General features: G+C 45.6%; 22 protein-coding genes. 14 read left to right on the forward strand and 8 right to left on the reverse strand.

Annotated elements, in window-relative coordinates:
• Positions 1-16: 16 nt before the first annotated feature.
• A complete protein-coding gene (locus ACIGBN_RS06760) occupies positions 17-1024 on the reverse strand; it encodes a GGDEF domain-containing protein (protein WP_133003959.1) in 1008 nt (335 codons plus the stop codon).
• Between the two features lie 196 nt (positions 1025-1220).
• Positions 1221-1571: a stress response translation initiation inhibitor YciH gene (gene yciH / locus ACIGBN_RS06765; protein ID WP_133003958.1), complete on the reverse strand. Its 351-nt coding sequence runs from the start codon at positions 1569-1571 to the stop codon at positions 1221-1223.
• 133 nt (positions 1572-1704) lie between these two features.
• Here yciH and ACIGBN_RS06770 point away from each other — a divergent pair, with 133 nt between their 5' ends.
• Positions 1705-2229, forward strand: coding sequence for a GNAT family N-acetyltransferase (locus ACIGBN_RS06770; RefSeq protein ID WP_341564931.1), 525 nt, complete (start codon positions 1705-1707; stop codon positions 2227-2229).
• 28 nt (positions 2230-2257) lie between these two features.
• On the opposite strand, the gene ACIGBN_RS06775 is transcribed toward ACIGBN_RS06770, so the two are convergent.
• Genes ACIGBN_RS06775 through ACIGBN_RS06785 form a run of 3 tightly spaced genes read right to left on the reverse strand, consistent with a single transcriptional unit; the run spans position 2258 to position 4547 of the window.
• Positions 2258-2986 carry a pseudouridine synthase gene (locus ACIGBN_RS06775; protein ID WP_396664422.1) on the reverse strand — a complete coding sequence of 243 codons (729 nt, stop codon included), beginning with the start codon at positions 2984-2986 and terminating at the stop codon, positions 2258-2260.
• The gene (locus ACIGBN_RS06780; protein WP_133003955.1) at positions 2983-3921 is read right to left on the reverse strand and encodes a D-2-hydroxyacid dehydrogenase; all 939 of its coding nucleotides are present in this window, start codon (positions 3919-3921) and stop codon (positions 2983-2985) included. The genes ACIGBN_RS06775 and ACIGBN_RS06780 overlap by 4 nt, the downstream gene beginning before the upstream one ends.
• The gene (locus ACIGBN_RS06785; RefSeq protein ID WP_396664424.1) at positions 3918-4547 is read right to left on the reverse strand and encodes an arylesterase; all 630 of its coding nucleotides are present in this window, start codon (positions 4545-4547) and stop codon (positions 3918-3920) included. The genes ACIGBN_RS06780 and ACIGBN_RS06785 overlap by 4 nt, the downstream gene beginning before the upstream one ends.
• A 28-nt stretch (positions 4548-4575) precedes the next feature.
• Between ACIGBN_RS06785 and ACIGBN_RS06790 the strand changes: the two genes are divergently transcribed.
• The 3 genes from ACIGBN_RS06790 to ACIGBN_RS06800 are packed head-to-tail and all read left to right on the forward strand — an operon-like array spanning position 4576 to position 10136.
• Entirely contained in the window at positions 4576-5259 is a 684-nt protein-coding gene (locus ACIGBN_RS06790) for an ABC transporter ATP-binding protein (RefSeq protein WP_341564935.1), read from the forward strand.
• Positions 5256-7715 (forward strand): ABC transporter permease, encoded by a 2460-nt coding sequence (locus tag ACIGBN_RS06795; protein WP_396664426.1) that lies wholly within the window; start codon positions 5256-5258, stop codon positions 7713-7715. Before ACIGBN_RS06790 ends, ACIGBN_RS06795 begins: the two co-directional genes overlap by 4 nt.
• Before the next feature lie 45 nt (positions 7716-7760).
• Positions 7761-10136: a DNA polymerase II gene (locus tag ACIGBN_RS06800; RefSeq protein ID WP_396664428.1), complete on the forward strand. Its 2376-nt coding sequence runs from the start codon at positions 7761-7763 to the stop codon at positions 10134-10136.
• Between the two features lie 121 nt (positions 10137-10257).
• Here the strand turns inward: ACIGBN_RS06800 and ACIGBN_RS06805 are convergent, their stop codons facing one another.
• Together ACIGBN_RS06805 and ACIGBN_RS06810 are read right to left on the reverse strand one after the other, a co-directional pair.
• The gene (locus ACIGBN_RS06805) at positions 10258-11028 is read right to left on the reverse strand and encodes a TatD family hydrolase (RefSeq protein WP_396664430.1); all 771 of its coding nucleotides are present in this window, start codon (positions 11026-11028) and stop codon (positions 10258-10260) included.
• Positions 11028-12218 (reverse strand): EAL and HDOD domain-containing protein, encoded by a 1191-nt coding sequence (locus ACIGBN_RS06810; protein WP_133003949.1) that lies wholly within the window; start codon positions 12216-12218, stop codon positions 11028-11030. Before ACIGBN_RS06810 ends, ACIGBN_RS06805 begins: the two co-directional genes overlap by 1 nt.
• Before the next feature lie 114 nt (positions 12219-12332).
• Between ACIGBN_RS06810 and ACIGBN_RS06815 the strand changes: the two genes are divergently transcribed.
• From ACIGBN_RS06815 to ACIGBN_RS06840, 6 genes are all read left to right on the forward strand, one after another.
• Positions 12333-13268: a chemotaxis protein CheV gene (locus ACIGBN_RS06815; protein ID WP_133003948.1), complete on the forward strand. Its 936-nt coding sequence runs from the start codon at positions 12333-12335 to the stop codon at positions 13266-13268.
• 160 nt (positions 13269-13428) lie between these two features.
• A complete protein-coding gene (locus ACIGBN_RS06820; RefSeq protein WP_133003947.1) occupies positions 13429-14253 on the forward strand; it encodes a sulfite exporter TauE/SafE family protein in 825 nt (274 codons plus the stop codon).
• Positions 14254-14435: 182 nt separating this feature from the next.
• Positions 14436-15431: a ferrochelatase gene (gene hemH, locus ACIGBN_RS06825; RefSeq protein WP_396664433.1), complete on the forward strand. Its 996-nt coding sequence runs from the start codon at positions 14436-14438 to the stop codon at positions 15429-15431.
• A 2-nt stretch (positions 15432-15433) separates the two neighbouring features.
• The gene (locus ACIGBN_RS06830) at positions 15434-16153 is read left to right on the forward strand and encodes an HAD family hydrolase (RefSeq protein ID WP_396664435.1); all 720 of its coding nucleotides are present in this window, start codon (positions 15434-15436) and stop codon (positions 16151-16153) included.
• A 12-nt stretch (positions 16154-16165) separates the two neighbouring features.
• On the forward strand, positions 16166-16513 hold the full coding sequence (locus ACIGBN_RS06835) for a hypothetical protein (protein WP_133003944.1): 348 nt from the start codon (positions 16166-16168) through the stop codon (positions 16511-16513).
• A gap of 49 nt (positions 16514-16562) precedes the next feature.
• Positions 16563-17072, forward strand: a complete 510-nt coding sequence (locus tag ACIGBN_RS06840) for a topoisomerase DNA-binding C4 zinc finger domain-containing protein (RefSeq protein WP_396664437.1) — start codon at positions 16563-16565, stop codon at positions 17070-17072.
• Positions 17073-17078: 6 nt separating this feature from the next.
• Here ACIGBN_RS06840 and ACIGBN_RS06845 read toward each other — a convergent pair whose 3' ends face one another.
• Entirely contained in the window at positions 17079-17963 is an 885-nt protein-coding gene (locus ACIGBN_RS06845) for a TIGR01777 family oxidoreductase (RefSeq protein WP_396664439.1), read from the reverse strand.
• 195 nt (positions 17964-18158) lie between these two features.
• On the opposite strand from ACIGBN_RS06845, the gene ACIGBN_RS06850 reads away from it, so the two are divergent.
• The 4 genes from ACIGBN_RS06850 to ACIGBN_RS06865 are packed head-to-tail and all read left to right on the forward strand — an operon-like array spanning position 18159 to position 24036.
• Positions 18159-18539 carry a sirohydrochlorin chelatase gene (locus ACIGBN_RS06850; RefSeq protein WP_133003941.1) on the forward strand — a complete coding sequence of 127 codons (381 nt, stop codon included), beginning with the start codon at positions 18159-18161 and terminating at the stop codon, positions 18537-18539.
• Between the two features lie 33 nt (positions 18540-18572).
• Entirely contained in the window at positions 18573-19964 is a 1392-nt protein-coding gene (locus tag ACIGBN_RS06855; RefSeq protein WP_133003940.1) for a Wadjet anti-phage system protein JetA family protein, read from the forward strand.
• Complete coding sequence (locus tag ACIGBN_RS06860) at positions 19964-20602, forward strand: DUF4194 domain-containing protein (RefSeq protein ID WP_133003939.1); 639 nt, start codon at positions 19964-19966, stop codon at positions 20600-20602. Before ACIGBN_RS06855 ends, ACIGBN_RS06860 begins: the two co-directional genes overlap by 1 nt.
• Positions 20603-20613: 11 nt before the next feature.
• A complete protein-coding gene (locus ACIGBN_RS06865) occupies positions 20614-24036 on the forward strand; it encodes an SbcC/MukB-like Walker B domain-containing protein (RefSeq protein WP_133003938.1) in 3423 nt (1140 codons plus the stop codon).
• The last annotated feature ends 2 nt before the right edge of the window (positions 24037-24038 follow it).

Raw genomic sequence — 24038 nt, forward strand, 5'->3', positions numbered from 1 at the left:
AATTTTCCTAAGTATTTTATCGGTCAGATGTACAGTTTTTACCTGATTGCTTTGCCCGCAACAGGTTTTTACGCGCTCTTTCTAAAAACTCTTCCGGCCCTTCTTGGCCCAGTAGAGTCGCAATGCCAACGGATACAGTGACTTGTGGCATGTGAATTTTACTTTGTTTATAACGGATTTTTTGCTCAGAAATTTGTTGCCTAAGCAGCTCAGCGAAACGGTGGGTAAAATCCAAGGTCGCTTCATTAAGGAGTATGCCAAAGGTGCCACCTTCAAACCTGGACATAACGCTTTTCTCTAACGCTAGGGTCTTCATCAGATCTGCGATATAACGGATCAATGCGGTGCCGGCACGCTTTCCAAACTGCTGATTAATGGACGCCAAATTATCAATGTCCAACAAGATAATACTGATGTCGTCTTCGGCGTCTGGAAGCCATTGATACAAGGTGCGTTCAAAGCCTTTTTGATTGCCTAATTGAGTAAGCTCATCGACATCGTTTTGCTTTTTAATGTCGTCTAATTCTGCTTTTAGTTTGGCGAGTTCGGCGTGCACTTGTTCAAGGGATTGATTAAAGTGATTGGCTTTTTGACTGGCAACCAAGGCGCCTTTTTCAAGGTAATTGATCACGCTATCAATGTGTTCTTCTTTGTCGGCGCGCTTTAGGATTTTTCGACTTTTCGCTAACACGGTATTTAGCTCATCAAGCCCTTTACTCATGTCTTTAGAGGAAGAGGCGGCGCTATCAACAATGGATTTTAGCTTTTTTTTCTGGCCATTCCCCTGTTGGAATTCATCTGGCAGCAGAAATTCATGGAATAACTCACGGGATAAGAAACTAGGTAAGTGTCCCAGCTTTCGTAAGGTACCGTCCATGATTTGATTGAGCTTTTGGTTTCTATTAGAAACATACTCATACCATATTCCATAGTTATATGGTGTCGGAGCTACCTCTAGCTTTAACATCATAGGGACTGCTTTTTGCATCAGCTCAGTGGCTTTTGTAGGGCTTTCGTTCTGCATTACTACCTCTATACAGAGAACAACTTACCTAAAAATCCATTCTAAAATGGTAAGAATATGAGCGCGGTACAACGCACTGTTCGCGGTTCTATTAAAAAGCTTGGATGTTATATGCTTAGGGGGAAGCAATAACAATGTAGGTAACACGCTAAGCTATCGGCGTACAAAGTGGAAGCTTTAATCGTGTTGATTTTCTTCAAGGCTGGCCGCCCGAAAATTTACTTTTTATGCCGTCTTTTTCTAACAAATCTTTTAACTTTTGTCGATGATCGCCTTGGATTTCAATGTGACCGTCTTTGACCGCTCCGCCTGTGCCACATTGAGCTTTTAGTTTTTTGCCCAATGTCTTAAGCTCGTCTGGCGTCATAGCAAGCCCTGAAATTAGGCTAACGCCTTTGCCTTTTCGGCCTTTTGTTTCAAGGGAAATTTTCACATTGCCATCGCCAATAATCGCGCTATTTTGGCATTGGCACTGATCAACAGGTTGCTCACAGTCAGGGCAGAGTCGGCCTTGATCGGTAGAGTATACGAGATTGTTTTTTTTCATTTAGGCTTCACTTAATGGGTCTTAATCTTGCTGTATTTTACCATTTATAAAAATATAGATCACACTAGAATTCAACATAAATGAAGCGAATAGCCTAAACTGAATAGATTAAGGTAACAGTGCGTGTGTCATTATGAAAAGTGATATCGATGAGCGTTTAAGAATACAACGGGCTACCGAAGCCAATATTGAGGATATCCTGTCGTTTGAGGCCCGCAACCAGCAATGGTTTGCGCAATTTTTGCCTCAAAAGGTGCTAGAAAAACAAAACAAGCAGTATTTTCAAACGCAGATTTCTGACACCAGAAATACCCTCCAATATCTTATCTATCATCGACATAACAATGTCATAGGTCGATTTTGTGTGCAGCTGCTGGATCGCCGCGCTAAGTCCGTAGAAATCAGTTATCGCATTGGGCAGAGTTTTACAAAGCAGGGGATTGCCCGGTATGTTTTGCGCCGACTCTTGGTGCTCTTTTCGTGTTATGGGGTACAGACGGTTTATGCCTATGTGGGCGACGGCAATGAAGCCTCCATTCGGTTATTGCTCTCTTGCGGATTCTCGCATACCGCCACCGATACCCATTCGATAAAATTACCCACCGGCATTCAAGACAAACTAAGCTTTAAATGGGAAAACAGCGCGGTGCTTCTTTAAACGCTGTTTTTCTTAATAGAGCCTCTTTTTAAGCCACTTTATAGGCTTCCAGTTTTGCTAACACGGCGTTTAACTGATCGTCGAATGGCGCGTTAAAGGTCATGGATTTGTGCGTGTGAGGGTGAAAAAATGTCAGCGAAGAGGCGTGTAACATTAGCCTTTGTTCATCAGGCCACAGTGTTCGGACCACCTTATTAATATGGCGACAGCCATAACAAGTATCGCCCACTAATGGGTGAAACTGATGCTTGAAGTGACGTCTGATTTGGTGCTTTCGTCCTTGCTTTGGCGAGGCTTCAACCCAACTTAAGCGCATGGCATCGTAACGACTAACCGGTACAGGAAGCTGATAATGCTGCACACAAACAAACTCGGTTTGTGCTTCTTTTTCAGTGCCTTCGATTTTGAACCGAGACATGCCTTTTTGTTCGTTCAGCTTCGCCAATGGGTAATCAATCACACCTTGATCAGGACAAAAGCCGCGGACTAAACAATGGTAGGTTTTCGCCGTGGCCGCATTGGCAAATTGCTCCGATAAATAGCGTGCAGTTTGTGGCGAAAAGGCCATGACCAAAACGCCAGATGTGCCTCTGTCTAATCGGTGAACCGGAAATACCCAACGACCGGTTTGATCTCTTAATCGCTGAACCACGGCATCTTCTTCGGTTTTATCCAGCTCGGTTCTGTGGACTAACAAACCTGCCGGCTTATTAACCACAACCAAGTATTCGTCTTCAAATAAGATCTCTAGGTTCATTGCGCGACTTCTGAGAATTGCTTGATTTTATCCATGCCAATATCAACGAGGGATTGCATGGCTTCGGCGCTTGCCCAAGCAACGTGAGGCGTCAGCAAGAAGTTCGGTAGTTCGGTCAGCTTTTGCAGTGGATGATCAACTGGCATTGGCTCTTGTGTGGCAACGTCAAAGCCTGCGGCGGCAATTTTGTGTGTGGTTAATGCATCAATCAAGGCGTCTTCATTGACCAAGCCACCACGGCCGGTGTTTAACAACACACAGTTGGGCTTCATCATTTTAAATTCATCATAAGACAGCATATTGGCGGTGTTGTCGGTTAATGGGCAATGTAAGGTAATCACATCGGCCAGTTTCAACGCCTGTTGAAACCCTGTGTAACCTGGGCGCACTGTGGTGGCATTTTTGTGCTCAACAAAGAGAACCTTCATGGAAAAAGCGGCGGCAATGTTCGCGACTTTTTGCCCCAAATTACCCTTACCAAATATGGCCATGGTGGTATTGGCCAAATCTTGAATAGGGTAATCCAAAAAGCAAAAATACTCGGATTTAGCCCAATGCCCTTTCTTTACATCATCAAGGTAGGAGACCAGGTTGCGGCGCAGCGCCAATAAAAGAGAGAAGGTGTGCTCAGGAACACTGATGCCGGAGTAGCCTTCCACGTTTTGCACTGCGATGGCTTTTTCTTCACAGGCAAGCTTATCAACATTGTTGGTGCCCGTGGCCATGACTTGTACTAATTTAAGGGCGCTTGTTGACTCGATGGCCGCTCGGTCGACCACCACCTTGTTGGTTAGTACTATGTCGGCGTCTTGAATTCTTTGGATTACTTGATCGGCGCGAGTGTTTTCGAATTCAACCACCTGAGTGATGCATTCTGGGTACACCAGATTGACGCTGTTAGGGAAAGAGCCACGATCTAAAAATACGGCTTTCATTGTATTTTCTCTTTGTCTAATAATGGAATGAGGTAGGGTAGAATATTCTTTAATACTTGTTTTTGACCTTCCGCTGTAGGATGTAACCCATCTTGCTGCATCAGTTTTTTATTGAGTGCAACATGTTCTAGCATAAACGGCAGATACGTAACATCATATTGATCTGCAAGTGTTTTATACAAACCAAAAAACATGTCTGTGTAGCGCTTGCCATAGTTTTGTGGAATCCGGTTACCAAGTAATAAGACCTGAGCACCGGCTTGCTGAGCTTGCTCAATCATTACGCCTAAGTTCGCGCGGGTCTGGTCAAGAGGATAACCCCGTAAGGCATCGTTCGCACCAAGCTCTAAAATCACCCAATTTGGCGTGTATTCTTGCAATAATGAAGGGAATCGAGACAGCCCACCTTGACTGGTTTCGCCACTCACACTGGCGTTATTGATGGTCACATTGGGGTAAGAATGTGCAAGTGAGTTTTTTAATAAACTAACCCAACCTTCTTGTTGTCGTAAATTATGAGCGGCACTGAGACTGTCTCCCATAACCAGCAATGAAGAAGCGTGCGCTACGCCAAGAGACAATATCAAGAGAATTGAACTCAACAGAAGCCGTATTTTGAATGGCATAAGAAACCTTAAGTGAGAATACTGTTTTATGGATAAAATTACCGCACTTCAAACACACAATCTAACACACACGGTAACGTCTAAAACCGGAAATTTGACCATATTGAAAGGAATCGATATAGAAATCAAGGAGGGAGAGTCGGTTGCCATTGTTGGAGCGTCAGGCTCAGGGAAGTCTACGCTGCTTGGTTTGCTTGCGGGATTGGACCGTAATACGGCAGGAGAGATAACCCTTTACAATCATTCCCTAACGTCATTAAGCGAAGAAAAACGCGCGTTGCTACGCGGTCAGTATGTGGGCTTTATTTTTCAATCTTTTCATTTGTTGCCCAGCTTAGAAGCCGTTGAAAACGTCATGCTTCCTGCAGAATTAAAAGGTGACAAGCAAGCACGTCAAAAAGCGGAACACCTCCTTGAGCAAGTCGGTTTATCGCATCGATTAACCCATTACCCTCGTCAACTTTCTGGTGGCGAGCAACAAAGGGTGGCCATTGCGCGAGCGTTTGCCTCCGAGCCTAAAATCTTATTTGCTGACGAACCAACGGGCAACCTGGATGAAGAAAATGGCAAAACCATCATTCAGTTGTTGTTCGATTTGAATCGCTCTCAAGGCACAACGCTGATCATGGTGACCCATGACAATACTTTGGCGAGCATGTGTGACCGCCAGTTAATTATGTCTGCTGGGCAACTTAAGGAAGGCAATCTATGAGTTTTGCTCTGCGCTTTATTCTTAGAGAAATACGCAGCAGTGAGGTGATCACGCTCATCATAGCGCTGATTATTTCTGTGGGGACTGTGACCTCGATTAGCTTGTTTGTTGACCGCTTGCAGCTCTCCTTCGAACAAGAGTCGGCCAATTTACTGGCCGCTGATCGGGTGGTGCGCTCAGATCAACCGATACAAGAGAGCTGGAAATCTCACGCCACGGAACAGGGGCTTGAACAAGCCGAGCGCACCTCGTTTGCCACTATGATTTTCGCGAATGACAAACTGCAACTGTCGCAAATCAGTGCGGTGAGTGCGAGTTACCCATTAAAAGGGCAGTTTTTAGTCGATGATGCCTTATTTGCCCAAGGCAACCCTTCTACCATAGCCCCTGCCAGTGGGGAGATCTGGCTCTCGTCTCGTTTGGCCAGTTTGTTGGCGGTAAAAATAGGGCAAATGGTCGAAGTGGGCGATGCCAAATTGCGTGTGTCTAAATACCTTGTATTGGACCCAGGCTCTAGTACTTCTGCGTTTGCTGTCTCGCCACGGGCGGTGATGAATGTGACTGATTTGGCCGCGACCCATGTCATTATTCCTGGTAGTCGAGTGCGCTATTCATTGTTGCTCGCGGGTGACCGAGACGCCTTGCAGCAATACGAAACTTGGATTGAGCCGCAACTGAAAGAGGGTCAACGTTGGCAAACACCCAAGCAGAAAGGCCAAAGCATCGGCCAAACCATAAATAAAGCCGAGTCCTTCTTATTATTGGCGGGGACCTTGGCTGTGGTGCTGTCTGGTGTGGCAATGGCCTTGGCCTCGGCACGCTTTGTAAAACGCCATTTAATGCAGGTTGCTGTGTTAAAAACGTTGGGGGCAACCCCTCGCATACTCGCAAAATTATTTTCGTTGCAGCTGTTTATCTTATTTGTGGTGGGCGCATTAGGTGGCTTGATCAGTGGTTGGTTTATTCAAGAAGGGATTTCGTCACTGCTTTCAAGCTTAATGACAACCACCTTGCCGGAACCATCCATTGGCAAACTTTGGCTTGGGGTGACGACGGGCTTTATCTCGTTAATTGCTTTTTGCTTGCCGCTGATGATTCGGCTGATTCAAATTTCACCGCTGTCAGTGCTGCAGCCTTCTGCACGAGTGGAAAAGAACGCCTTGGTTATCTACGTGGTGGGCTTTGTTGGACTCTATGGTCTGATGTGTTTGTACACCCAAGGCTTTATGCTGCCAAGTATTATGACGCTGGCCATTGCCGGCGTCGGTTTGGTGGTGTCGATTCTTGGCTGGGGGATGTTTAAGTTAGGTCGATGGGCGACTTCTGGCGCGACCAGTGGTTGGCAAATTGGCTTGGCTTCTTTGTATCGCCGCCTGACTCCTAATTTGTTCCAATTATTGGTGTTTACCTTAATCATTATGCTGGGGCTTATTTTAGTTGGCATAAAAACCAGCTTGGTATCCGATTGGCAAGCACAACTGCCGGAAGACGCTCCGAATCACTATTTATTTAATGTGCAAGCGGATCAGGTTGCCGGCATTAACGACATCAGTCAGCGATTAAATCTCTCGTCATCAAGCTGGTTTCCTATGGTGCGAGGCCGAATCACGAAAGTGAACGATGATTTGGTGGAGACACTGTACCCCGAAGGCACGCCTGAACCTGAGTTGTTTGAACGCGAAATGAATTTAACCTGGGCCGATCATGTTGGTGAGGGCAATCAAGTTGTCGCGGGGGATTTTCATGATCAAGGTATTTCATTAGAGCAAAAAACCGCCGCGGAAGCGGGCATCAAAATGGGCGATAAGCTCACGATTAGTATTGGCGGCCTGCATTATACGTTGCCGGTGACATCCATTCGTACGGTCGATTGGGGAAGTATGCGACCTAACTTTTATGTCATTGTGCCGAAACAAACTTTAGCAAATTCCCCCGCGAATTTTGTCAGCAGCTTTTTCATTAAACCGGATCAGGCGCAGGCTTTTTATCAAAATATGTCCCGTTATCCTACTGTGTCTATTTTGAATGTGGGGGACTTGCTTAAGCAAATTCAGACCATCATTGCGCAGCTTTCTCAAGCGATTCAGCTGGTGCTGCTGTGTATCTTAGCGGCAGGCGCCTTGGTGTTAATCGCAAGCATTGGTTCCACCTTAGAAGAGCGCCGTGAAGAAGGCGCTTTGTTAAGAGTGCTGGGGGCAAAAGCCAGCTTGGTGAGACAAGCTTTGATCGTTGAATTCGGCTTTCTTGGTTTGTTTTCTGGCGTGATTGCCGCGCTAGGTGCGGAGGCTTCCTTGTACGGCGTGCAAACCTTTGTCTTTAAGTCTGCGGTTAGCTGGCACCCGCTACTTTGGGTACTTGGCCCATTAATCGGGGTGATCTTGATAACGAGCATTGGTGTCTTCGCAAGTCGAACTGTGTTAAAAGTGCCGCCTATGCACCTGTTGCGTGATTTTTAATGGCAATTTAACAAGACAATTTACATAAGACAATTTGGTTTATCGATGTTTGTAGAAAAAAATGGCTATATCATTAGTCGCCATACCAAAGAAGTAAACGGACAGCTCGAGATGAGCTTGTTCGTGAAAACACCGGAAGGCACAGTGCAGGTATTACCTGACCGCCAATTTAGTACGTTTTTCAGTGATGCTCCGCGTCACTGTTTTCCAGACAGCCTGCGCGGTGTTCGTGTTAGTGAGCCCAGTTATCGGGCCTTTAATGATCAATATGTCACCTTGATTCAAAGTAAGAGCTTGGTGCTGCATCAGCAAATGGTCGCACTGGCTAAGAAAAATGGCTTTTCTGTGTACGAAGAAGACATTAAAGCCCATAACCGCTATCTCATGGAGCGCAACATTCGTGGCAGTGTTCGCTTTATTGGGATTCCAGACAGCAGCGGTCTGCGTTATACCAAAGCTAAGGTGATTCCCGGTGAGTGGCGTCCTGATTGGACCGTCTGGTCGCTGGACATTGAAACCTCTGTGAGCAAAAACTGCTTGCTCTCCATTGGCATCACTTCTAACCAGCAGCGCATTGCTTTTGTGGTGACAGATCAAGCGGTGAACACCGACGTTATTAAAGCCTATCAGAATGAAAAAGACCTGCTGTTGGACTTCATTCGTTACGTCAAAAAGTATTCGCCTGATATTTTTATTGGTTGGAACCTGATTGGTTTCGATCTGAACTTTATCAATCAGCGCTGCGAGCGCTTGGGTATTCGCCCTGCTTTTGGGGTGAATGGTGAAACATGGCGAATTCATTCGTCGGATAACCAAGGCAAATATTTTGCGAGCATTCCTGGGCGGGTCGCGCTGGACGGCATCACCTTACTGAAAGTGGGGGGGTATCATTTTGAATCTTACAGCCTGAACAACGTAAGCAAAGAAATTTTACAAGATCAGAAGTTGTTACAGGGTGGCGACCGTTGGCAAGAAATCGAACGCTTACACCAAGAAGATTTACAAGGCTTTGTCGATTACAACTTGCAAGATTGCGATCTGGTGCTGAAGATTTTCGAAAAGCTCAAACTCATCGAATTACAGCAAACGCGCGTGGACTTGACCGGCATTCCTTTCGAACAGACTGGCGGTTCGGTGGCGGCGTTTGAAAACTTGTATCTGCCTAGGCTGCATAAAGCTGGATGGGTAGCGCCCGCTTGGCATGACGACGTCTTTGTTCCAAGTCCAGGGGGCTTTGTGATGTCCTCTATCCCTGGTTTGTACAAGAACGTATTAGTATTCGATTTTAAGAGTCTGTACCCCAGCATTATCCGAACCTTTTACATTGATCCGCTTGCTAGAATCACCGCAGGGCAACAAAAAAAAGCGCTGCAACACAGCGATGCTATTGAACCGCAAGAGCCTGATGACCCGACAGAGACCTTAGTGCCTGGTTACTTAGGCGCGCACTTCAATCGCAAAGAAGCCATTCTGCCAGAACTGGTGACTGAGCTTGCTCAGGCAAGGGAAAAAGCCAAGCAAGAGGGTAATGATATCCTAAGCTACGCGATCAAAATCATCATGAACTCTTTCTATGGTGTACTAGGCTCTAATGTTTGTCGTTTTTACCACGCTGAGCTTGCCAGCTCGATCACCATGCGCGGCCATGAGTTGCTAGGGCGCACTCAGCAATGGATGGAAGAACGCGGTGCAAAAGTCATCTACGGGGACACGGACTCTATTTTCATTACCTTAAATGATCAAGAAACCGACCAAAGAGTCTTGGGGCAGCGTCTTTGTGACGATATGAACGCCTTTCTGACTCAGTGGTGCCAAGAGTACGCGCATTTAGAATCTTATTTAGAGCTTGAGTTTGAACGGGTTTACGACCGCTTCTTTATGCCAACCATTCGTGGCCAAGAAGAGGGCAGTAAAAAACGCTATGCTGGCTTGTCTGATGGTAACTTGGTCTTTAAAGGGCTAGAAGCCGCTCGTACTGACTGGACCCAATTGGCTCGAGAGTTTCAGCGTGAGCTTTTCAAGAAAATCTTTAACGATGAAAACCCCATTGATTATATTCAGGACACGGTCAATAGACTCAAGGCAGGGGAGTTTGACGAACAGCTGATTTACAGTAAGCAGTTGAGCAGACCGCTGGCGTCCTATAAGAAAAACATTCCTCCTCACGTAAGAGCGGCCGCTATGATAGACGCGAAAAGAGCGGAACTTGGACAGCCTCTTGAATACGATAAAGGGCGTAAACGAGTGAGTTATCTTTATCAGCGTCGTGGGGTTGTGCCTTATGAAAGCGCTGCTGATCTGGTGGATTTGGATTACGAACATTATATTAGTAAGCAGATAGAACCCATCGCAGACAGCATATTGACGCACTATAAATCCAGTATGGAAGCCATTTTGAGTAAGCAAATCTCGCTTATCTAATGGCCCTAAAATTGTCTATTGACTGCGTTTAGGTCAATAATAAAGCCGTACTGTATAAATATACAGTACGGCTTTTTCTGTCACTTTCTTAGGCTGATGGCTTAAAGAAACAACCGAGCCATCACAGGGCAAAGAGGCGCTTTGTATTGGCCATTGTGTGCGCGACAAGCTCGTCCTGAGACAGATCTTTTAATCTAGCAACTTCTGCGGCGACCCAAGGCAAGTATTTCGGGTGATTCTTTTTCGGTCTTGGACGAATGTTTCTTGGCAGTAAGTAAGGCGCGTCGGTTTCTAGCAGCAAACGATCTAGGGGAATGTGTGGCACCGCTTGTTGCAATGACAATCCTCGTCGCTCATCACAAACCCAACCTGTTACGCCAATATGCAGACCTAATGCTAAATAGTTCTCCAGTTGCTCTATGCTGCCAGTAAAACAATGGATAACGCCTGTTATTTGTTCTCCTCCGATCGCGCGTAACAGAGCGACCATCTCTTCATGGGCGTCACGTTCATGCAAATACAGCGGTAAATTATGCTGCAAAGACAATTCAATTTGTTCCTGAAAGGCGTAGCGTTGCTCATCTGGCGTTGAATAATTACGATTAAAGTCCAGCCCCGTTTCGCCAAGTGCGATTGGGCGGTTATGTTTTATCATCTGCGTAAGCTCATTGGCGCTGTTCGAATGCCAACTTTTTGCCTGATGCGGATGACAGCCAAAGGTTGGCCACAGGGAAGGATGTTCTAAGCACAAGGTCTGTAAAAACTGACTTTCTTCCAAGTCTGACGCAATGCAGACCATGCCTTCGACCCCAGCCTGTTTACTTTGCTCTATGGTGTCTTCTATATCTTGCAAAAAGAAGTCGTGTTGGATATTAACGCCGATGTCGATCATTATATTTGGTAAATCTCTTTGGCTGCTTTTAGGCTGTCTATGTAAACTTGGCGAAGCTGATTACTGGATAAGCTTTTCTGTGCTAATTGCTCAAAAGGAATCTTCTCCCAACAACCTGACTCATAGTTTTTAGCCACCGCTAGAATGCTGCCTAAATGCCCTTGATGATGGCTTAGCGCCACGACTAGACTTTCATCCAATGGCAGATCTTTTAAAATCTCTTCCATCGGAGAATCAAAGAAGCTAGGCAGGTAAGAAAACAAGCCAACCAAAAACGCCCCTTCTAATTTTGGGTAAATCGCTTTTGCAATGCCATCACACAAACAAGCCCGGTTCACCGCCATGGAGAACAGACAATCCGGCTTACCATCAATACTGCTGAACATGGCTAACGTGACCCATTTGATTAGGTCCTTAATGCCAATTATCTCAATCGCCCGTTGTACGTTATGCACGTTAAATTGACGGTGATACATCACACTCTTGGTCAGCTTTAATACTCGATAGGACAAGGTGACGTCTTTTTCTATGGCCGCTGAAATATCGCGGATCGAAGAACGGCCATCTTGCAGGCGAGTGAGTAAGTCAATCAAGATCAAGCGATAACCGGGGACATTGCTGCCTCTCACAGGAACGCTCTGGGACAAAAAGTCACCACTAAACCAACTCGCGTGAGTATGAGTGTCGATTTCTCGATGTTGCTCTTGCGTTTTAATATGGCTAATCCATATCTCTTTATGGGCAAGCGCTTGATGACGGTCCACGTGCAAAACATGACTCACATCGTATTTGTTAAGGCTAAGCTCAACAAATGAAAAGTAGTCAAAAAAAGGCGTGCCAAAAAACTTAAGCGAAAAATTGGTTAAACCTAACTGATAGCCATCTAAGCGCAGTCCAGACAGACGATCGCTGTCTCTTTCTGGGACCAACTCTGCGGCGTCAAAAAACAGCACAAAGCGCAATGCGGAAGGTGGTGTAGGAAGGTGTTCTACCTCATGAATTGAAACAGTGATAAAGATCGGTTGATGCTTTATGACATCAACAATACTCAAGTCCGTAAATAATAAACTTAAGAAAGAATCCTTTTTTTCTTGCTCCATGTTGTTGAGATGAAACAAATTATTCGCTTTGACCGACAATTTGCTGTCGACGACAGCTTGGCGGCTAAAAAGAAAATTGTTACTGATCATTAAATTGTCTCTGTAAGCGCAGTTTGTATAAAAATTTACTGTAACGGATAGCCGAATACAATATCATGGTTGCTATTAAATAGATCCCATATAAGAAAACCATTGGAGTAGCATATGGCCGGCATGTTGGACGCCGTAGATCAAAGAACTAAATTGGTCGGTGAGAACCGTTTGGAACTTCTCATGTTCCGCTTAGGTGGAATGCAAACGTTTGCCATCAATGTGTTTAAAGTCCAGGAAGTGGTTCAGCTTCCTAGGCTAAATTTAATGCCCCATCGTCACCCTTCGGTGGCCGGTGTGACGCATTTTAGAAATCGAACCATTCCCGTGATCGATTTGTCTGAGTCCATTGGCATGAGACCGATAGACCGTAGCCAACCTTGTAACTTAATTGTGACCGAGTACAACAACACAGTGCAAGGTTTTATGGTTGGCGAAGTTGATCGCATTATTAATATGAATTGGAACGAGATTCTGCCACCGCCTGACGGTACCGGTAGACAGCATTATCTAACGGCGATTACGCGCGTTAACGAACGCTTGGTAGAAATCATTGACGTGGAAAAAGTTCTGGCGGTGATTTCACCTTATGACACCAGTGTCAGTGCCGACGTTATTGATACTAAGCTGCTGAGTCAAGCAACGGATCTTGAGGTGCTGGTGGTCGACGATTCTTCCGTTGGTTTGTCTCAATGTCAGTCCACGCTCGACTTCATGGGCATTAAGGTGCATACCGCCACCGACGGTAAAAAAGGCTTGGAAAAACTCAAAGGCTGGGCAGATCAGGGAGAAATCGTCCCCGAGAAGTTACTTATGCTGATTACAGACGCCGAAATGCCGGAAATGGATGGTTATCGATTAACCCGTGAAATCCGCGAAGACCCTCGATTAAAAGATCTTTATATTGTGCTTCATACTTCATTAAGTGGCAGCTTTAATAAAGCCATGGTACAGAAAGTTGGCTGTGATGATTTTTTATCTAAGTTTCAGCCAGATAAGCTCGCTGGCGTGATTCAAGAACGCATTCGCGATGTCATGGCACGCAAATAGTGTGTTCGTGCGTTAAAAAAAACAGGCTTAATGCCTGTTTTTTTGTCTTCTTAATGTCTCTTGCCAATTAGTGCTTTTAATTTGTCTTTTCAACCTGTTTAAGAATGCCTTGTATCTCGTTAGGCTATTTGTTTTTGACATTATTTTTTAGGTAACAACCGTGGAACTGCAACTGCTTATTTTGTTATTCATCATTGGAGGCGTCGCTGGGGCCTTGTACGCCACCACTCAAGTCTCCACACCTTTGTTTATTGTCTCTGCTGTGCTGCTATTTTTACCCGCATTAGGCGTAGAGCTGAGCGGGGTGTTGCTCCCGGTCATCGCCACCGCCGTCGTTTCTTTTATTCCTATTCTGTTGCTTGAGTGGGTTAGGGATATGAAAGAACGTAAGGTCGACTCTGTCGTTCTGATAGCCTTGTCTCCTGGTGCGGCGATGGGCGGTGTCATTGGCGCGCAACTGGTGTCTTTTATGTCGCCGATTTATTTCAAAGTGGCATTAAGCATACTTGTCTTATTGCTGGTGTATCGTGGTTGGTTAAGCGCTCGCCAGCGTTTGCAAAACACAAATAATGCGTATTTAGGTAATCTAAACAGCCACGCTTTGCGTATGCCCATTGGTTTGTTTATTGGTGTTGTCAGCATGATGGCTGGTGGCGCGGGTAAAATCATGGCAGAGACTGTGTTAACCAAATCGTCGGTGGATGACGAACATAGACATTCGACGGCGGTAGGTGTGGCATTGTTTGTTTCCATTGCGGCCATGGTCGGGTTTTCATTTCCAGCCATGCCATTGAGTCTGCCTAATACGGACGGTTTTATTGGCGGCATTCAGTTGCTGTCGTGCTTGGTCTTGGCGGTTAGCCAGATGTTGTTCTATCTGTTGTGCCGTGAGAAAGGAAACCGCTTAGATCGCCTGGTATTAACCATAGGTTTTGTTCTCTTTATGTTGATTGCGGCATCCAGAGTGTGGCTGATGGCGTTTTAATGAGCGCGTTCAGTTACTTTTATTCTGACCCTCTTTATAGCGGGTCTTTCTAGAGTGTCTTTCTTGCTCGTGCAGCAGATAGCAGTAAGCTATTAACAGGATTGAAAATTCACAGGCTATGACGATTTCTATTGCTTCGTTTAACGATATAATAGCCCTCTAATATGACGAAAAGGTTTATCATGAAAAGCTCACCAAAATACGGCGTACTAATGATTAATTTAGGCACGCCAGATGCACCTAAAGCACCTGAAGTGCGCACGTTTCTAAGAGAGTTTTTGTCTGACAAGCGAGTGGTAGATTTAAATCCTCTTATTTGGAAGCCGATTTTAAACCTGATTATTTTAACGATTCGCCCAGCCAAGGTGGCCAAGGTTTACCAGCAGGTCTGGATGGAGGAAGGTTCTCCATTGTTGGTGCTAGGTAATCGATTAAAGAATCGTATCGCTGCGGCTCTTGAAAATCGCTTCGATCACGGAATTCCGGTAGAAATGGCGATGACGTACGGTAATCCAAGCATGGAAAGCGCCGCGAATAAATTGCGGGCTGCGGGCGCGGATAAAATTCTAGTCGTGCCTATGTACCCACAATTCTCGTCCACCACAACTGCGGCGGGGTATGACAGATTAATGAGTTCGCTGAAAAAATGCCCTCATTGGCCTGCATTGCAGCTGATTCAAGATTATGCGGATCACCCCTTATACATTAAAGCGCTGGCCAATTCAGTGCGAACGCAATGGGCAAAGCAAGGCGAACAACGCCATCTCGTGCTGTCTTATCACGGCATTCCAAAGCGCTATGTTTCAAACGGTGATCCATACGCACGACGCTGCGAAAACACCAGTACGTTAGTGGCAGAAGCATTAGGGTTAAGTGACAGCGAGTGGACGCATGTTTATCAATCTCGCTTTGGTCGCGAAGAATGGTTGAAGCCTTATGCAGATGCGACGCTTAAATCCATGCCTGAGATGGGCATTAAACGCATCAATGTCATCAGTCCAGCCTTTTCCATTGACTGCATTGAAACCTTAGAAGAAGTCACTCTAGAGCTTGGTGATGAGTTTAAGCAGCATGGCGGACAGGCTTTTGATTACATTCCTGCACTAAATGATAGCGATGACCAATTGGCTCTGTACCTTGATTTGATCGAGCAAAATACGCAACAGTGGACACAATAACATTGACAAAGCTTTCTCAACAGAAATTCCCTATTATCGCCTTTGATGCCGATGATACTTTATGGCGCAATGAAGATATTTTCGTTTCTGCACAAGGTGAGTTCATTGAACTGCTCTCTCAATATCATGATGAGCAGTACATTCGTTCGCACCTAGGCGATGTGCAAATTAGAAATTTGAAGCATTTTGGCTATGGCATTAAGGGTTTTACGCTTTCTATGATAGAAACCGCGATAGAGCTGACAGAAGGCCGTGTTACAGGCCATCAAGTACATAGTATTATTGAGCTTGCTCGGCGTATGCTTGAGGCGCCCATTGAATTACTCCCAAGCATCAAATCCGTGCTTGAACAGCTGCAAGCGGATCATAAATTGATGATTATTACGAAAGGGGATTTATTGGATCAGGAGAGCAAAGTAGCACGCTCTGGCTTAGCCCCGTTTTTTGATATTATTGAAGTTGCTAGCGATAAAACGCCTGAAGCCTATGAAAAAATACTCAGCAAACACAAGATTTCCAGAAAAGAGTTTCTCATGGTCGGCAATTCCTTGAAATCCGATGTCTTGCCTTTGTTCGATATTGGCGCCGCCGCAATTCATGTGCCTTATCACACCACATGGGCTCATGAAGAAGTCTCTGAGCAAACTTTAATAGAATACCCTCAGTTAGTGACGTTGGAGTCTATTGCGTTACTGCCTAAGTGGTTATCACAACATTCATAAAAGGTATTAAGTATGCGTTTTCTGCCATTATTATTGTCTGTTTTTTTACTCACAGCGCCATTGGCTCAAGCACAAGATCAAGACAGCGACAGCAAGCTGGACAGTGCCAAAGCCAAAGCCTCAGAAATGTGGGACAAGACCAAAGAGAAAGCTTCTGAATACGGTGGTATCGCTGTCGATAAAAGCAAAGAGTACGGCGGCATTGCTGTTGATAAGAGCAAAGAATATGGTGGTATTGCCGCTGAGAAAACCAAAGAAACCAGCGCAGAAGTATGGGATAAGATGAAAGAGCTGGGGTCTGAAGCGGCCGATAAAAGCAAAGAAGGCGTGCAGAAAATACGAGCAGCGGCAGGCCAATAGCCTGTGGCAACAACCGATGTAAATCTCAGAAAAATAGGCATGTGTTGTAATGAGTCAAAAGGATGACAACAATAAAATCTCAGCAAATTACTGGGAGCAAGAGTTTATCTCACAAGATAATGCTCAGTTAGTTACGCCTAATGTTCGTTATAGATGCCCAAAGTGTGAGAGTCTATTGGTTCACAAAGAAGGGAAAAACGGGTTGTTTTGGGGCTGTGAGTCCTACCCAAGCTGTGATTATACCGCCAATGATGAAGCGGGTAAGCCAGTCAGGGCAAAGCGATTTCTTTGCCCCGCTTGCCAATCTCCGTTACGTCGAAAGACCTTTAAAGACAATGTGTTCTGGGGTTGCAGTGGCTACCCAGAATGTAAGGTCACCGTGGAAGATGACCATGGTGTCCCGTCTAGTACCAAAAAGTACCCATGTCGTGAGTGTGGGCACTATTTGGTTCGTAAAAAAAGTAAAAATGGTTATTTCTGGGGGTGCATTGAGTACCCCAAATGCACACACACATTAAACGATGATAAAGGCTTGCCAGTATTACGGCGTAAACGCTGAGCCGCTTTAATGTTTGTTTTCTATGGCCATGAGCGCCGCTTCCAAATTTTTGTAATCAAACAGAAAGCCTTGTTCTATCAGACGCTTAGGGTGCGCTTTGACGCCATGAGTCAGCAGCGAGCTCATTTCTCCAAATAACAGGCGCAAGAGCATGTTCGGCGTGGTGAAAACAGCAGGGCGCTTGAGTACGTGGGCATAGCACTTAGCAAATTCTTTTTGCGCAACACAGTCGGGGGCGGTGAGGTTATAAATGCCATCGAAGCGTGGATCTAGCATGGCGCTTACAATCCCTTTTAATACATCTTGAAGGTGTACCCAGGAAAATCCGTGATTACCTCGACCTATTTTTCCTCCCAGTCCGCATAAATAGGCCGGTCTCATTTTGCTTAAAGCGCCGCCATTCTTGCCAAGGATAACGCCAAGACGAAACACCACGGTTCTTGCTCCTAACTCGGAAAACTCGAAGGCCGCCGCTTCCCATTTGTCACACAGTTCATGGGCAAAGCCTTTGTCAGGCTCACTGAATTCATCCACTTCAGCATTGGAATGGCTGCCGTAATAACCAATGGCCGACATAGAAATAACAGTATGGGGCGTTTTCACCAGTTGCTCTTTGACGCTTCTCGTTAAGGTGACACGGCTTTCATAGAGGCTTTTCTTGCGTTTTTCTGACCAAGGTTTGTCAGCGATGCCTTCCCCTGCAAGATTGATAAACACGTCCATTTGCTGATCAAGCTCGTGCAATGTCTCTAACGTGTATTGTGTGATATTAGGTGCCAATCTGATATCGACATGTCTGACTAAGGCAAACAGCTGATGGCCTGACGATTGCAGTAACGCCGTCAGAGCTGTGCCAACAAAACCCGTTGCACCGGAAATAAGAATTTTCATCTAAGCGCCTATTGTTTGAGAGTTAACCAACTGGATACGAAAAAAATATGAAATAGGATCAATCACTTCTGAATTTTAGCCAAATGTTAGGATTTAACCGGAATATTTAAAAGCCTGGTAAGCTTTTTCTTTTAACGCCTTCTTTTTCTAAGGTAGGATGGCTAAAATGGGGAAGCTGAAACATTAGGTATCAAAATGCTACACAATGAATACGATCACATCATACTTCTTGCTCACGGCAGTCCAGACCCATTATGGAAGAAGCCGTTTGAAGCCTTGTATGAACAAGCTGTTGAATTTTACGGCACAGAACATTCCAGCTTAGCTTTTATGGAATTAACCACACCGACGTTAGAAGACGTGGTGGGGCAGCTAGACGAGAAAATTAAGACAGTCGCTGTTTTGCCTTTGTTTTTTGCTGTAGGTCGTCATTTACGTCACGACGTTCCCGCGCAGATCGCCGCCCTGCAAACTGAGCAGTTACGCATTGATCTGTTGCCACCGATCGGCGACGATGAACTGGTTAAGCAGGCCATGTATACCGTCATTGCGCGCCATTTAGGACGAGAAGAATAATGTCATTTTTATTGCTGATCTCTGGAGCACGGAATGCTGTTTAAACATTTACCTGACGAAATATTTCAGGCGCTGTCCGGCTCCAATCGCGCCTTGATAGAGGCTGTGTTATACGATCTTGCGGATGTGTTTTACGATCATGCGGAAGACCCGATAAAAGAAAAGTCGGCCATCATTGAGTCGATTGAAGACACCTTGCACAAGCTCGAAACGCTGGCTTGGCATGATGATCAAAAAGAGCCCTTTGAGTCCCCCAAAACGATCCATGATTATGCCCTTCGGATTTACCATCGTTTGGTGAACACCGGTTGGCTGGTTGAAGAACAAGAGCTTTACCGGATTAGCGTGCTAATGACACCGCAAATATCCATGTTACTGCGCTCTCTTGTGGAAATCAGTCGTCACGGAAAGCGCAATTATGGCGCCACCGTTCTGAGCATTTTAAGCAACCTTGAATCCGTAGCGAAATACCCTAAAGAGCGCGGTGTGACCTTGAGCCAATCCGCTGAAGCGTCTCGCGATTTTTCGGCGCATCTGAATCAGATTTTACTCGGTATTAGAAGTTTGCAGCGTGAGTTGTTTTCTAGTCGTGACCCGAAGGCGATTGTGGCAGGCTTTTTTGACTTGTTTGTCGAAGGGATTTTGATTGCTGACTACAAAACCATCAAAACCAGCAACAATCCATTTCGTTTTCGTCGCCAGATTCTAGAGCTTGCGCAGGAATTTCTTGCGAATCCAGATTTATTGCAAGACGTTTCCCAGTGTTATGTTGATCAACAACTGATCAGTCATAAAGCGGCGCAAGTGATGGTCGAGAAAGACTGTCGTGACATCATCCAGACCTTTAGTAACATAGAGCAGCGCCTTGATCGTATCGATGAATATCGCTATCGATTAGAGAAACGAGCCGCAGACACCGCCAGATACATGGACAGCTCACGCCCAGGTATGGCGAATAAAATTGCCGGCATTATTACCGATGCCGCGAAGTTTGAGCATTTGCCCATAATGAAAAATGTGGTGGGTTCAAAGTTCGTGGGCATGGAATCCGCGGCTCAGCCAATGCGTCGCCGTGAGCCACCGCCACCAAGGGTAATGACCCCAGCAGAAGTGTCTGCCAATGCCATTCAGGTAAGAGAGCAACAACGCCGTTTCCATGAAATGCGACAAGTGACAGTAGCCAAGCTGCAATCGTATTTGGAGCGTCAAATGGAAGATCAGCCAAACAAGCATATTTTGGACTTTTCCATTGAGTCGGTTGAAGATTTTGTGTGTTTTGACCACTTACGCTACGTTGGCTCCTTGGGCGTTACCGCGAAGAAAATTGAAAAAGCATTTGAAGTCCAATTTACTGAACAGTTTTTAGATGTGCATGATTTTGTTGAATGTAGAGAATTTAATGTGGTCCGTAGGAGCGAAGCGTAATGCTTAGAGAATTAAAGAAAGTCGTCGAAGAGTCAGGGAAAGACGCTCAAGAGTTTCAGCAAACGGCGAACTTCGTTCTTGCGAACCAATTTGCCAGTGCGTACAAGCATGGCCAGCGTAAACATTACTTATTGATAGAAGCTTATCAAGACTATTTTAGCAAACTGTTTGATGCGCTAGGAATGAAGCTTTACATCAATGAAAACGAACGATTAGCGGGCGTTCTGCCGGTACAACGCGAAGCGTTCGTGCGTTTAAAAACCGATGAAACCTTGTTTTTGTTGGTCTTGCGTCAAATCTACGAAGAAAAAATTGAAAACTTTGAAGTCGATAACGGCTTTGTGGCGACCAATACACACACGATTCTCGAACGGTATGTACAACTGGTAAAACGAGAAATTCCAACCGAAACACGGTTTAAAGACATTCTTTCGTTGTTGAGTCGTCACGGCGTCATTATTCGTGGTAAATCCTACGAAGAAGACAGCAAGAACTTCATCATTAACATTACCCCTGTGGTTCGCCTGATTGTGACAGAAGCCTATTTGAGGCAGCTAGAGTCTTTTAATGGCGCAGACCCAGACGAAGATGACCTTGATGAAGAAGAACAAACCTCACCAGCAGAAAGCCAGGAATAAAGGGCCAAGACATGAAAAAGTTAAATCGAATTGTATTGGTTAACTGGTACCTACTAGGGGCAGAAGAAATCAATATCCGCGGTAATACCGCCATTATCGGACCTACTGGGTCTGGTAAGTCCTCCTTGTTGGATGCCATTCAAACGGTATTGACCGGGGCCAGTAAGCGTCACCTTAATTACAACGCCAGTGCCAACGATGGTAAAGCCAGCGGTCGTAGTATCCGCTCATACATTTTGGGCATGATAGACGCAGGGCAAGTCAATAATAAGTCCAGTGGCACACAACCAAGACAAGACGCAATCAGTTACCTTGGTCTCGTCTTTGAAGACAGTGTAACCGGCAAGGAATCTACGGTCGGACTCTGCTTAAGCGCGTCTTTAGCATCGCCAGAAGAAGACATTTTAGGCCGCTTTGTATTGCCTAATTATGGTGTGCGACGTGACGATTTTATCGATGCAATGGAAGGCAAAAGCTACAAAGCCAAGCCTTGGATCGAAGTTCGCGAGGCGATGAAAAAGATTTGTTTCGACCCTTACATCAAGTCTGGCAGTGCGTCTGCAACCCAATATATTAATCGCTACCTAGAAGAATTAAGCCCAAGTGCGGATCATTTGATCACCTTAGATGGCTTTTTGAAGAACTTTAAAAATGCGCTGAAATTTGTGCCTATTGCCTCACCGACTCGTTTTGTTCAAGACTTCGTTCTTGCCGAAGCGCCATTGCAAGTAGGGGCGTATCAAAAATCGCTGCACGAATATCGTCAACTAGAGAGCAAAACGCTTGAGGTGGCAAAGCGAATCGACGATCTTAAGCTGATTCAGCAAGATTGTGAGAAAAAGCTGCAACAAGAGCAATCTGCGGTGAATTACCATTGGATAGCAACGGAAGCACGCTTTGATGAGCTTGGCACTAAGCAAGACGATATCCAAGATCAATACGAGTTACACAAAGAGCGTGAAGAAGAAATAGACGAACAATTGACCACACAAAGCAGCTTGTTAAAGCAACTGCAAGGTCAACTTATTCGTCTGGAGCAGCAATATGAGCATTCCGATGTTGGCTTAAAGCTTCAGCAATTAGAGCAGAACAAAAAATTCTTAACGCTGCAGAGTCAGCAAGATCAAAAAGCCATCATTCAAGCGCACCAGATGACACTCTTGTTGTCGTCTCTTAAAGGCTTTGCTGATTTTCTTTCTGCTGAAACCAATGCCATTGTCGCAGAAATGGAGAAGCACAGCGGCTTGATCAGCGCTGAGGGTAAGATCGAAGGCAACCTAAAGCCTCTCACGCAAATTCTGAGCACGCTCAATAAGACGTTGGACACCGAAAAGTCTCTTGTCTTTAGACAACGTTCAGAGTTGAACCGCACCATCTTGAATTTGAAAGATGAGTGTAAGCAATTAGAGTCTGACGTGTCTTCCTTGAAAGGAGGGGTTAGCCCACTTTCTCAAAACACTCGTCGCTTGATCAGCTTATTAAATGACGCCAACATCACAGCCACACCGTTAAGTCACTTAGCCGAAGTCACCGACCGCAAATGGCAAGACGCGATCGAAGGGTATTTAGGCGCTCAGCGTGAAGCCTTGATTGTTGAACCAGATGATGCGGAAGAGGCGATTCGAATTTTCCGTGCACACCGTCGCCAATTGATGGGTTGTCGAGTCATTGATACCACGCAAACTCGATTGTGGTTAAACCGCGGCAATCATAAATCTGCGCTTAAATTTATTCGCTGCAATAACGACCACGCACAAGCGTATCTGAATCGTCGATTGGGCGGTATTTTGCCGGTCGAAACAGAGCGTGAGCTATTGCGCGAAGACAGTGCAATGACCGCTGACGGCATGTTGAAATTGTCTGGGACCATTTCGACGATCCGTTTTACCTCGCACATGATGGTTGGTATTAATACCGAAGGCATGCGTGAGTCTCGCGAGCAGCAGCTTGCAACGCTAAGCGGCGAACTCATGGCCCACTTAAAAGTCGACCAGCGCTTAGAGCAAGCGGATAACTTGTTAGGCCGAGTGATAGCAAACAATCAATTTGACGTTGAGTCATTAAACAGCGCCAGCCACACAGTGACTCGCATTGCTCAAGAGTTGAGTCATGTGGAAGCAGAAATTGCCCAGCTACAACAGCACGATGATAAGGACCTTCAAGAAAAGATCGAAGGTCTAAAAGCGCGCATTTCAACGGTTGAGCTGGATCAGAAAAAATTGGACCGTGAACGTCAGCAAATTGCTGAGCAATACGGCGCCTTGAACACTCAGAAAAACCAGCTAAGTTCCGCGCTGGCCGCCCTTGACGAAGAACGTAGTCGTCTAACGTCGAGTCCTTTGTACAATGCCGAGTTCGCCAGTGAGCGTTACGCCTTGTTGGAAAGCAGCATGGTGAATGGTGCCGCTATTTACAAAGAAGCGATTAGCCGAGCCGAAAAAGCCGAAGATAAGGTGCGTAACTTCGATCAAAAAGTGCGTAAGGAAGTGGCGGATCACTATGCTAAATACCATCAAGCCAATATAGACAATGATATTCAGTTGGACTATTTAGAGTCTAAATTTGAAGAGTTCCAGCATTATGTGTCTTACCAAATTGATGTGTTAAGTGAAACAGAGTTGGCTAAATACGCGAAACGAGCGGAATTGGCGCGTCGTGAGGCGGAAGAGACCTTCCGTTCAGATTACGTTTCCAAACTGAAAGATTCCCTCGATCAAGTGGCGCACATTATTCGTGAGCTTAATCACAGCCTTAAACGTCGTCCCTTTAACCAAGAAACCTATCAGTTCCGTTATTACCCAAATGGTGACATGAAGGACATTTTGGATTTGGTTGAGCGCTTTAGTGCACAAGACCAAGCGAACGTTGGTGGGTTATTTGACCCAGAAGCGACTGGCGACCCAGAACACATTCGCGCCATTACCGCCATCCAAGAATTGATCACTGATGACGAGAAACAACAAGACCTTGCGGATTACCGTAAATTCTATAATTTCGAAGTCGACATTCTGGATGAAGAAGGCAATAAGAAAACCACCTTAAGTCAGCGTATCCAAACAGGGTCTGGTGGTGAGCACCAAATTCCTTTCTACCTTGCTATTGCGGCGGCACTGTCTACGACTTATCGCCTGCGAGAAACCCCAGAAGGCGATATTGTCGGTGGCTTCTCATTGGCGATGTTCGATGAAGCCTTTAACAAAATCGATATGGTCAAAACGTCGACTTGTATGGGCTTTATGAAAGACATTGGCTTGCAGGTTATTGCGGCGGCACCTGACGACAAACGTGCTGTTATGGCCGCCAATATGGACACGGTTATCAGTGTATGGCGTGAAGGTGGTGCTGTTTCAATTGATGTTGCTTACCCTAAAGAGAAAGGCAAGACCTTATTGAACGGCAACTCTGAGGCTGAGCCTGAACTAAGCCCGGTATAACG

Origin of the sequence: Marinomonas sp. NPDC078689, from assembly GCF_044542435.1 — a bacterium.
Taxonomy (GTDB): domain Bacteria; phylum Pseudomonadota; class Gammaproteobacteria; order Pseudomonadales; family Marinomonadaceae; genus Marinomonas; species Marinomonas arenicola.

Excerpts from the sequence above, each read along its gene's own strand:
- ACIGBN_RS06760 (WP_133003959.1), bottom strand. The coding sequence starts at position 1,024 with ATGCAGAACGAAAGCCCTACAAAAGCCACTGAGCTGATGCAAAAAGCA.
- yciH (WP_133003958.1), bottom strand. The coding sequence starts at position 1,571 with ATGAAAAAAAACAATCTCGTATACTCTACCGATCAAGGCCGACTCTGC.
- ACIGBN_RS06770 (WP_341564931.1), top strand. The coding sequence starts at position 1,705 with ATGAAAAGTGATATCGATGAGCGTTTAAGAATACAACGGGCTACCGAA.
- ACIGBN_RS06775 (WP_396664422.1), bottom strand. The coding sequence starts at position 2,986 with ATGAACCTAGAGATCTTATTTGAAGACGAATACTTGGTTGTGGTTAAT.
- ACIGBN_RS06780 (WP_133003955.1), bottom strand. The coding sequence starts at position 3,921 with ATGAAAGCCGTATTTTTAGATCGTGGCTCTTTCCCTAACAGCGTCAAT.
- ACIGBN_RS06785 (WP_396664424.1), bottom strand. The coding sequence starts at position 4,547 with ATGCCATTCAAAATACGGCTTCTGTTGAGTTCAATTCTCTTGATATTG.
- ACIGBN_RS06790 (WP_341564935.1), top strand. The coding sequence starts at position 4,576 with ATGGATAAAATTACCGCACTTCAAACACACAATCTAACACACACGGTA.
- ACIGBN_RS06795 (WP_396664426.1), top strand. The coding sequence starts at position 5,256 with ATGAGTTTTGCTCTGCGCTTTATTCTTAGAGAAATACGCAGCAGTGAG.
- ACIGBN_RS06800 (WP_396664428.1), top strand. The coding sequence starts at position 7,761 with ATGTTTGTAGAAAAAAATGGCTATATCATTAGTCGCCATACCAAAGAA.
- ACIGBN_RS06805 (WP_396664430.1), bottom strand. The coding sequence starts at position 11,028 with ATGATCGACATCGGCGTTAATATCCAACACGACTTCTTTTTGCAAGAT.
- ACIGBN_RS06810 (WP_133003949.1), bottom strand. The coding sequence starts at position 12,218 with ATGATCAGTAACAATTTTCTTTTTAGCCGCCAAGCTGTCGTCGACAGC.
- ACIGBN_RS06815 (WP_133003948.1), top strand. The coding sequence starts at position 12,333 with ATGGCCGGCATGTTGGACGCCGTAGATCAAAGAACTAAATTGGTCGGT.
- hemH (WP_396664433.1), top strand. The coding sequence starts at position 14,436 with ATGAAAAGCTCACCAAAATACGGCGTACTAATGATTAATTTAGGCACG.
- ACIGBN_RS06835 (WP_133003944.1), top strand. The coding sequence starts at position 16,166 with ATGCGTTTTCTGCCATTATTATTGTCTGTTTTTTTACTCACAGCGCCA.
- ACIGBN_RS06840 (WP_396664437.1), top strand. The coding sequence starts at position 16,563 with ATGAGTCAAAAGGATGACAACAATAAAATCTCAGCAAATTACTGGGAG.
- ACIGBN_RS06845 (WP_396664439.1), bottom strand. The coding sequence starts at position 17,963 with ATGAAAATTCTTATTTCCGGTGCAACGGGTTTTGTTGGCACAGCTCTG.
- ACIGBN_RS06850 (WP_133003941.1), top strand. The coding sequence starts at position 18,159 with ATGCTACACAATGAATACGATCACATCATACTTCTTGCTCACGGCAGT.
- ACIGBN_RS06855 (WP_133003940.1), top strand. The coding sequence starts at position 18,573 with ATGCTGTTTAAACATTTACCTGACGAAATATTTCAGGCGCTGTCCGGC.
- ACIGBN_RS06860 (WP_133003939.1), top strand. The coding sequence starts at position 19,964 with ATGCTTAGAGAATTAAAGAAAGTCGTCGAAGAGTCAGGGAAAGACGCT.
- ACIGBN_RS06865 (WP_133003938.1), top strand. The coding sequence starts at position 20,614 with ATGAAAAAGTTAAATCGAATTGTATTGGTTAACTGGTACCTACTAGGG.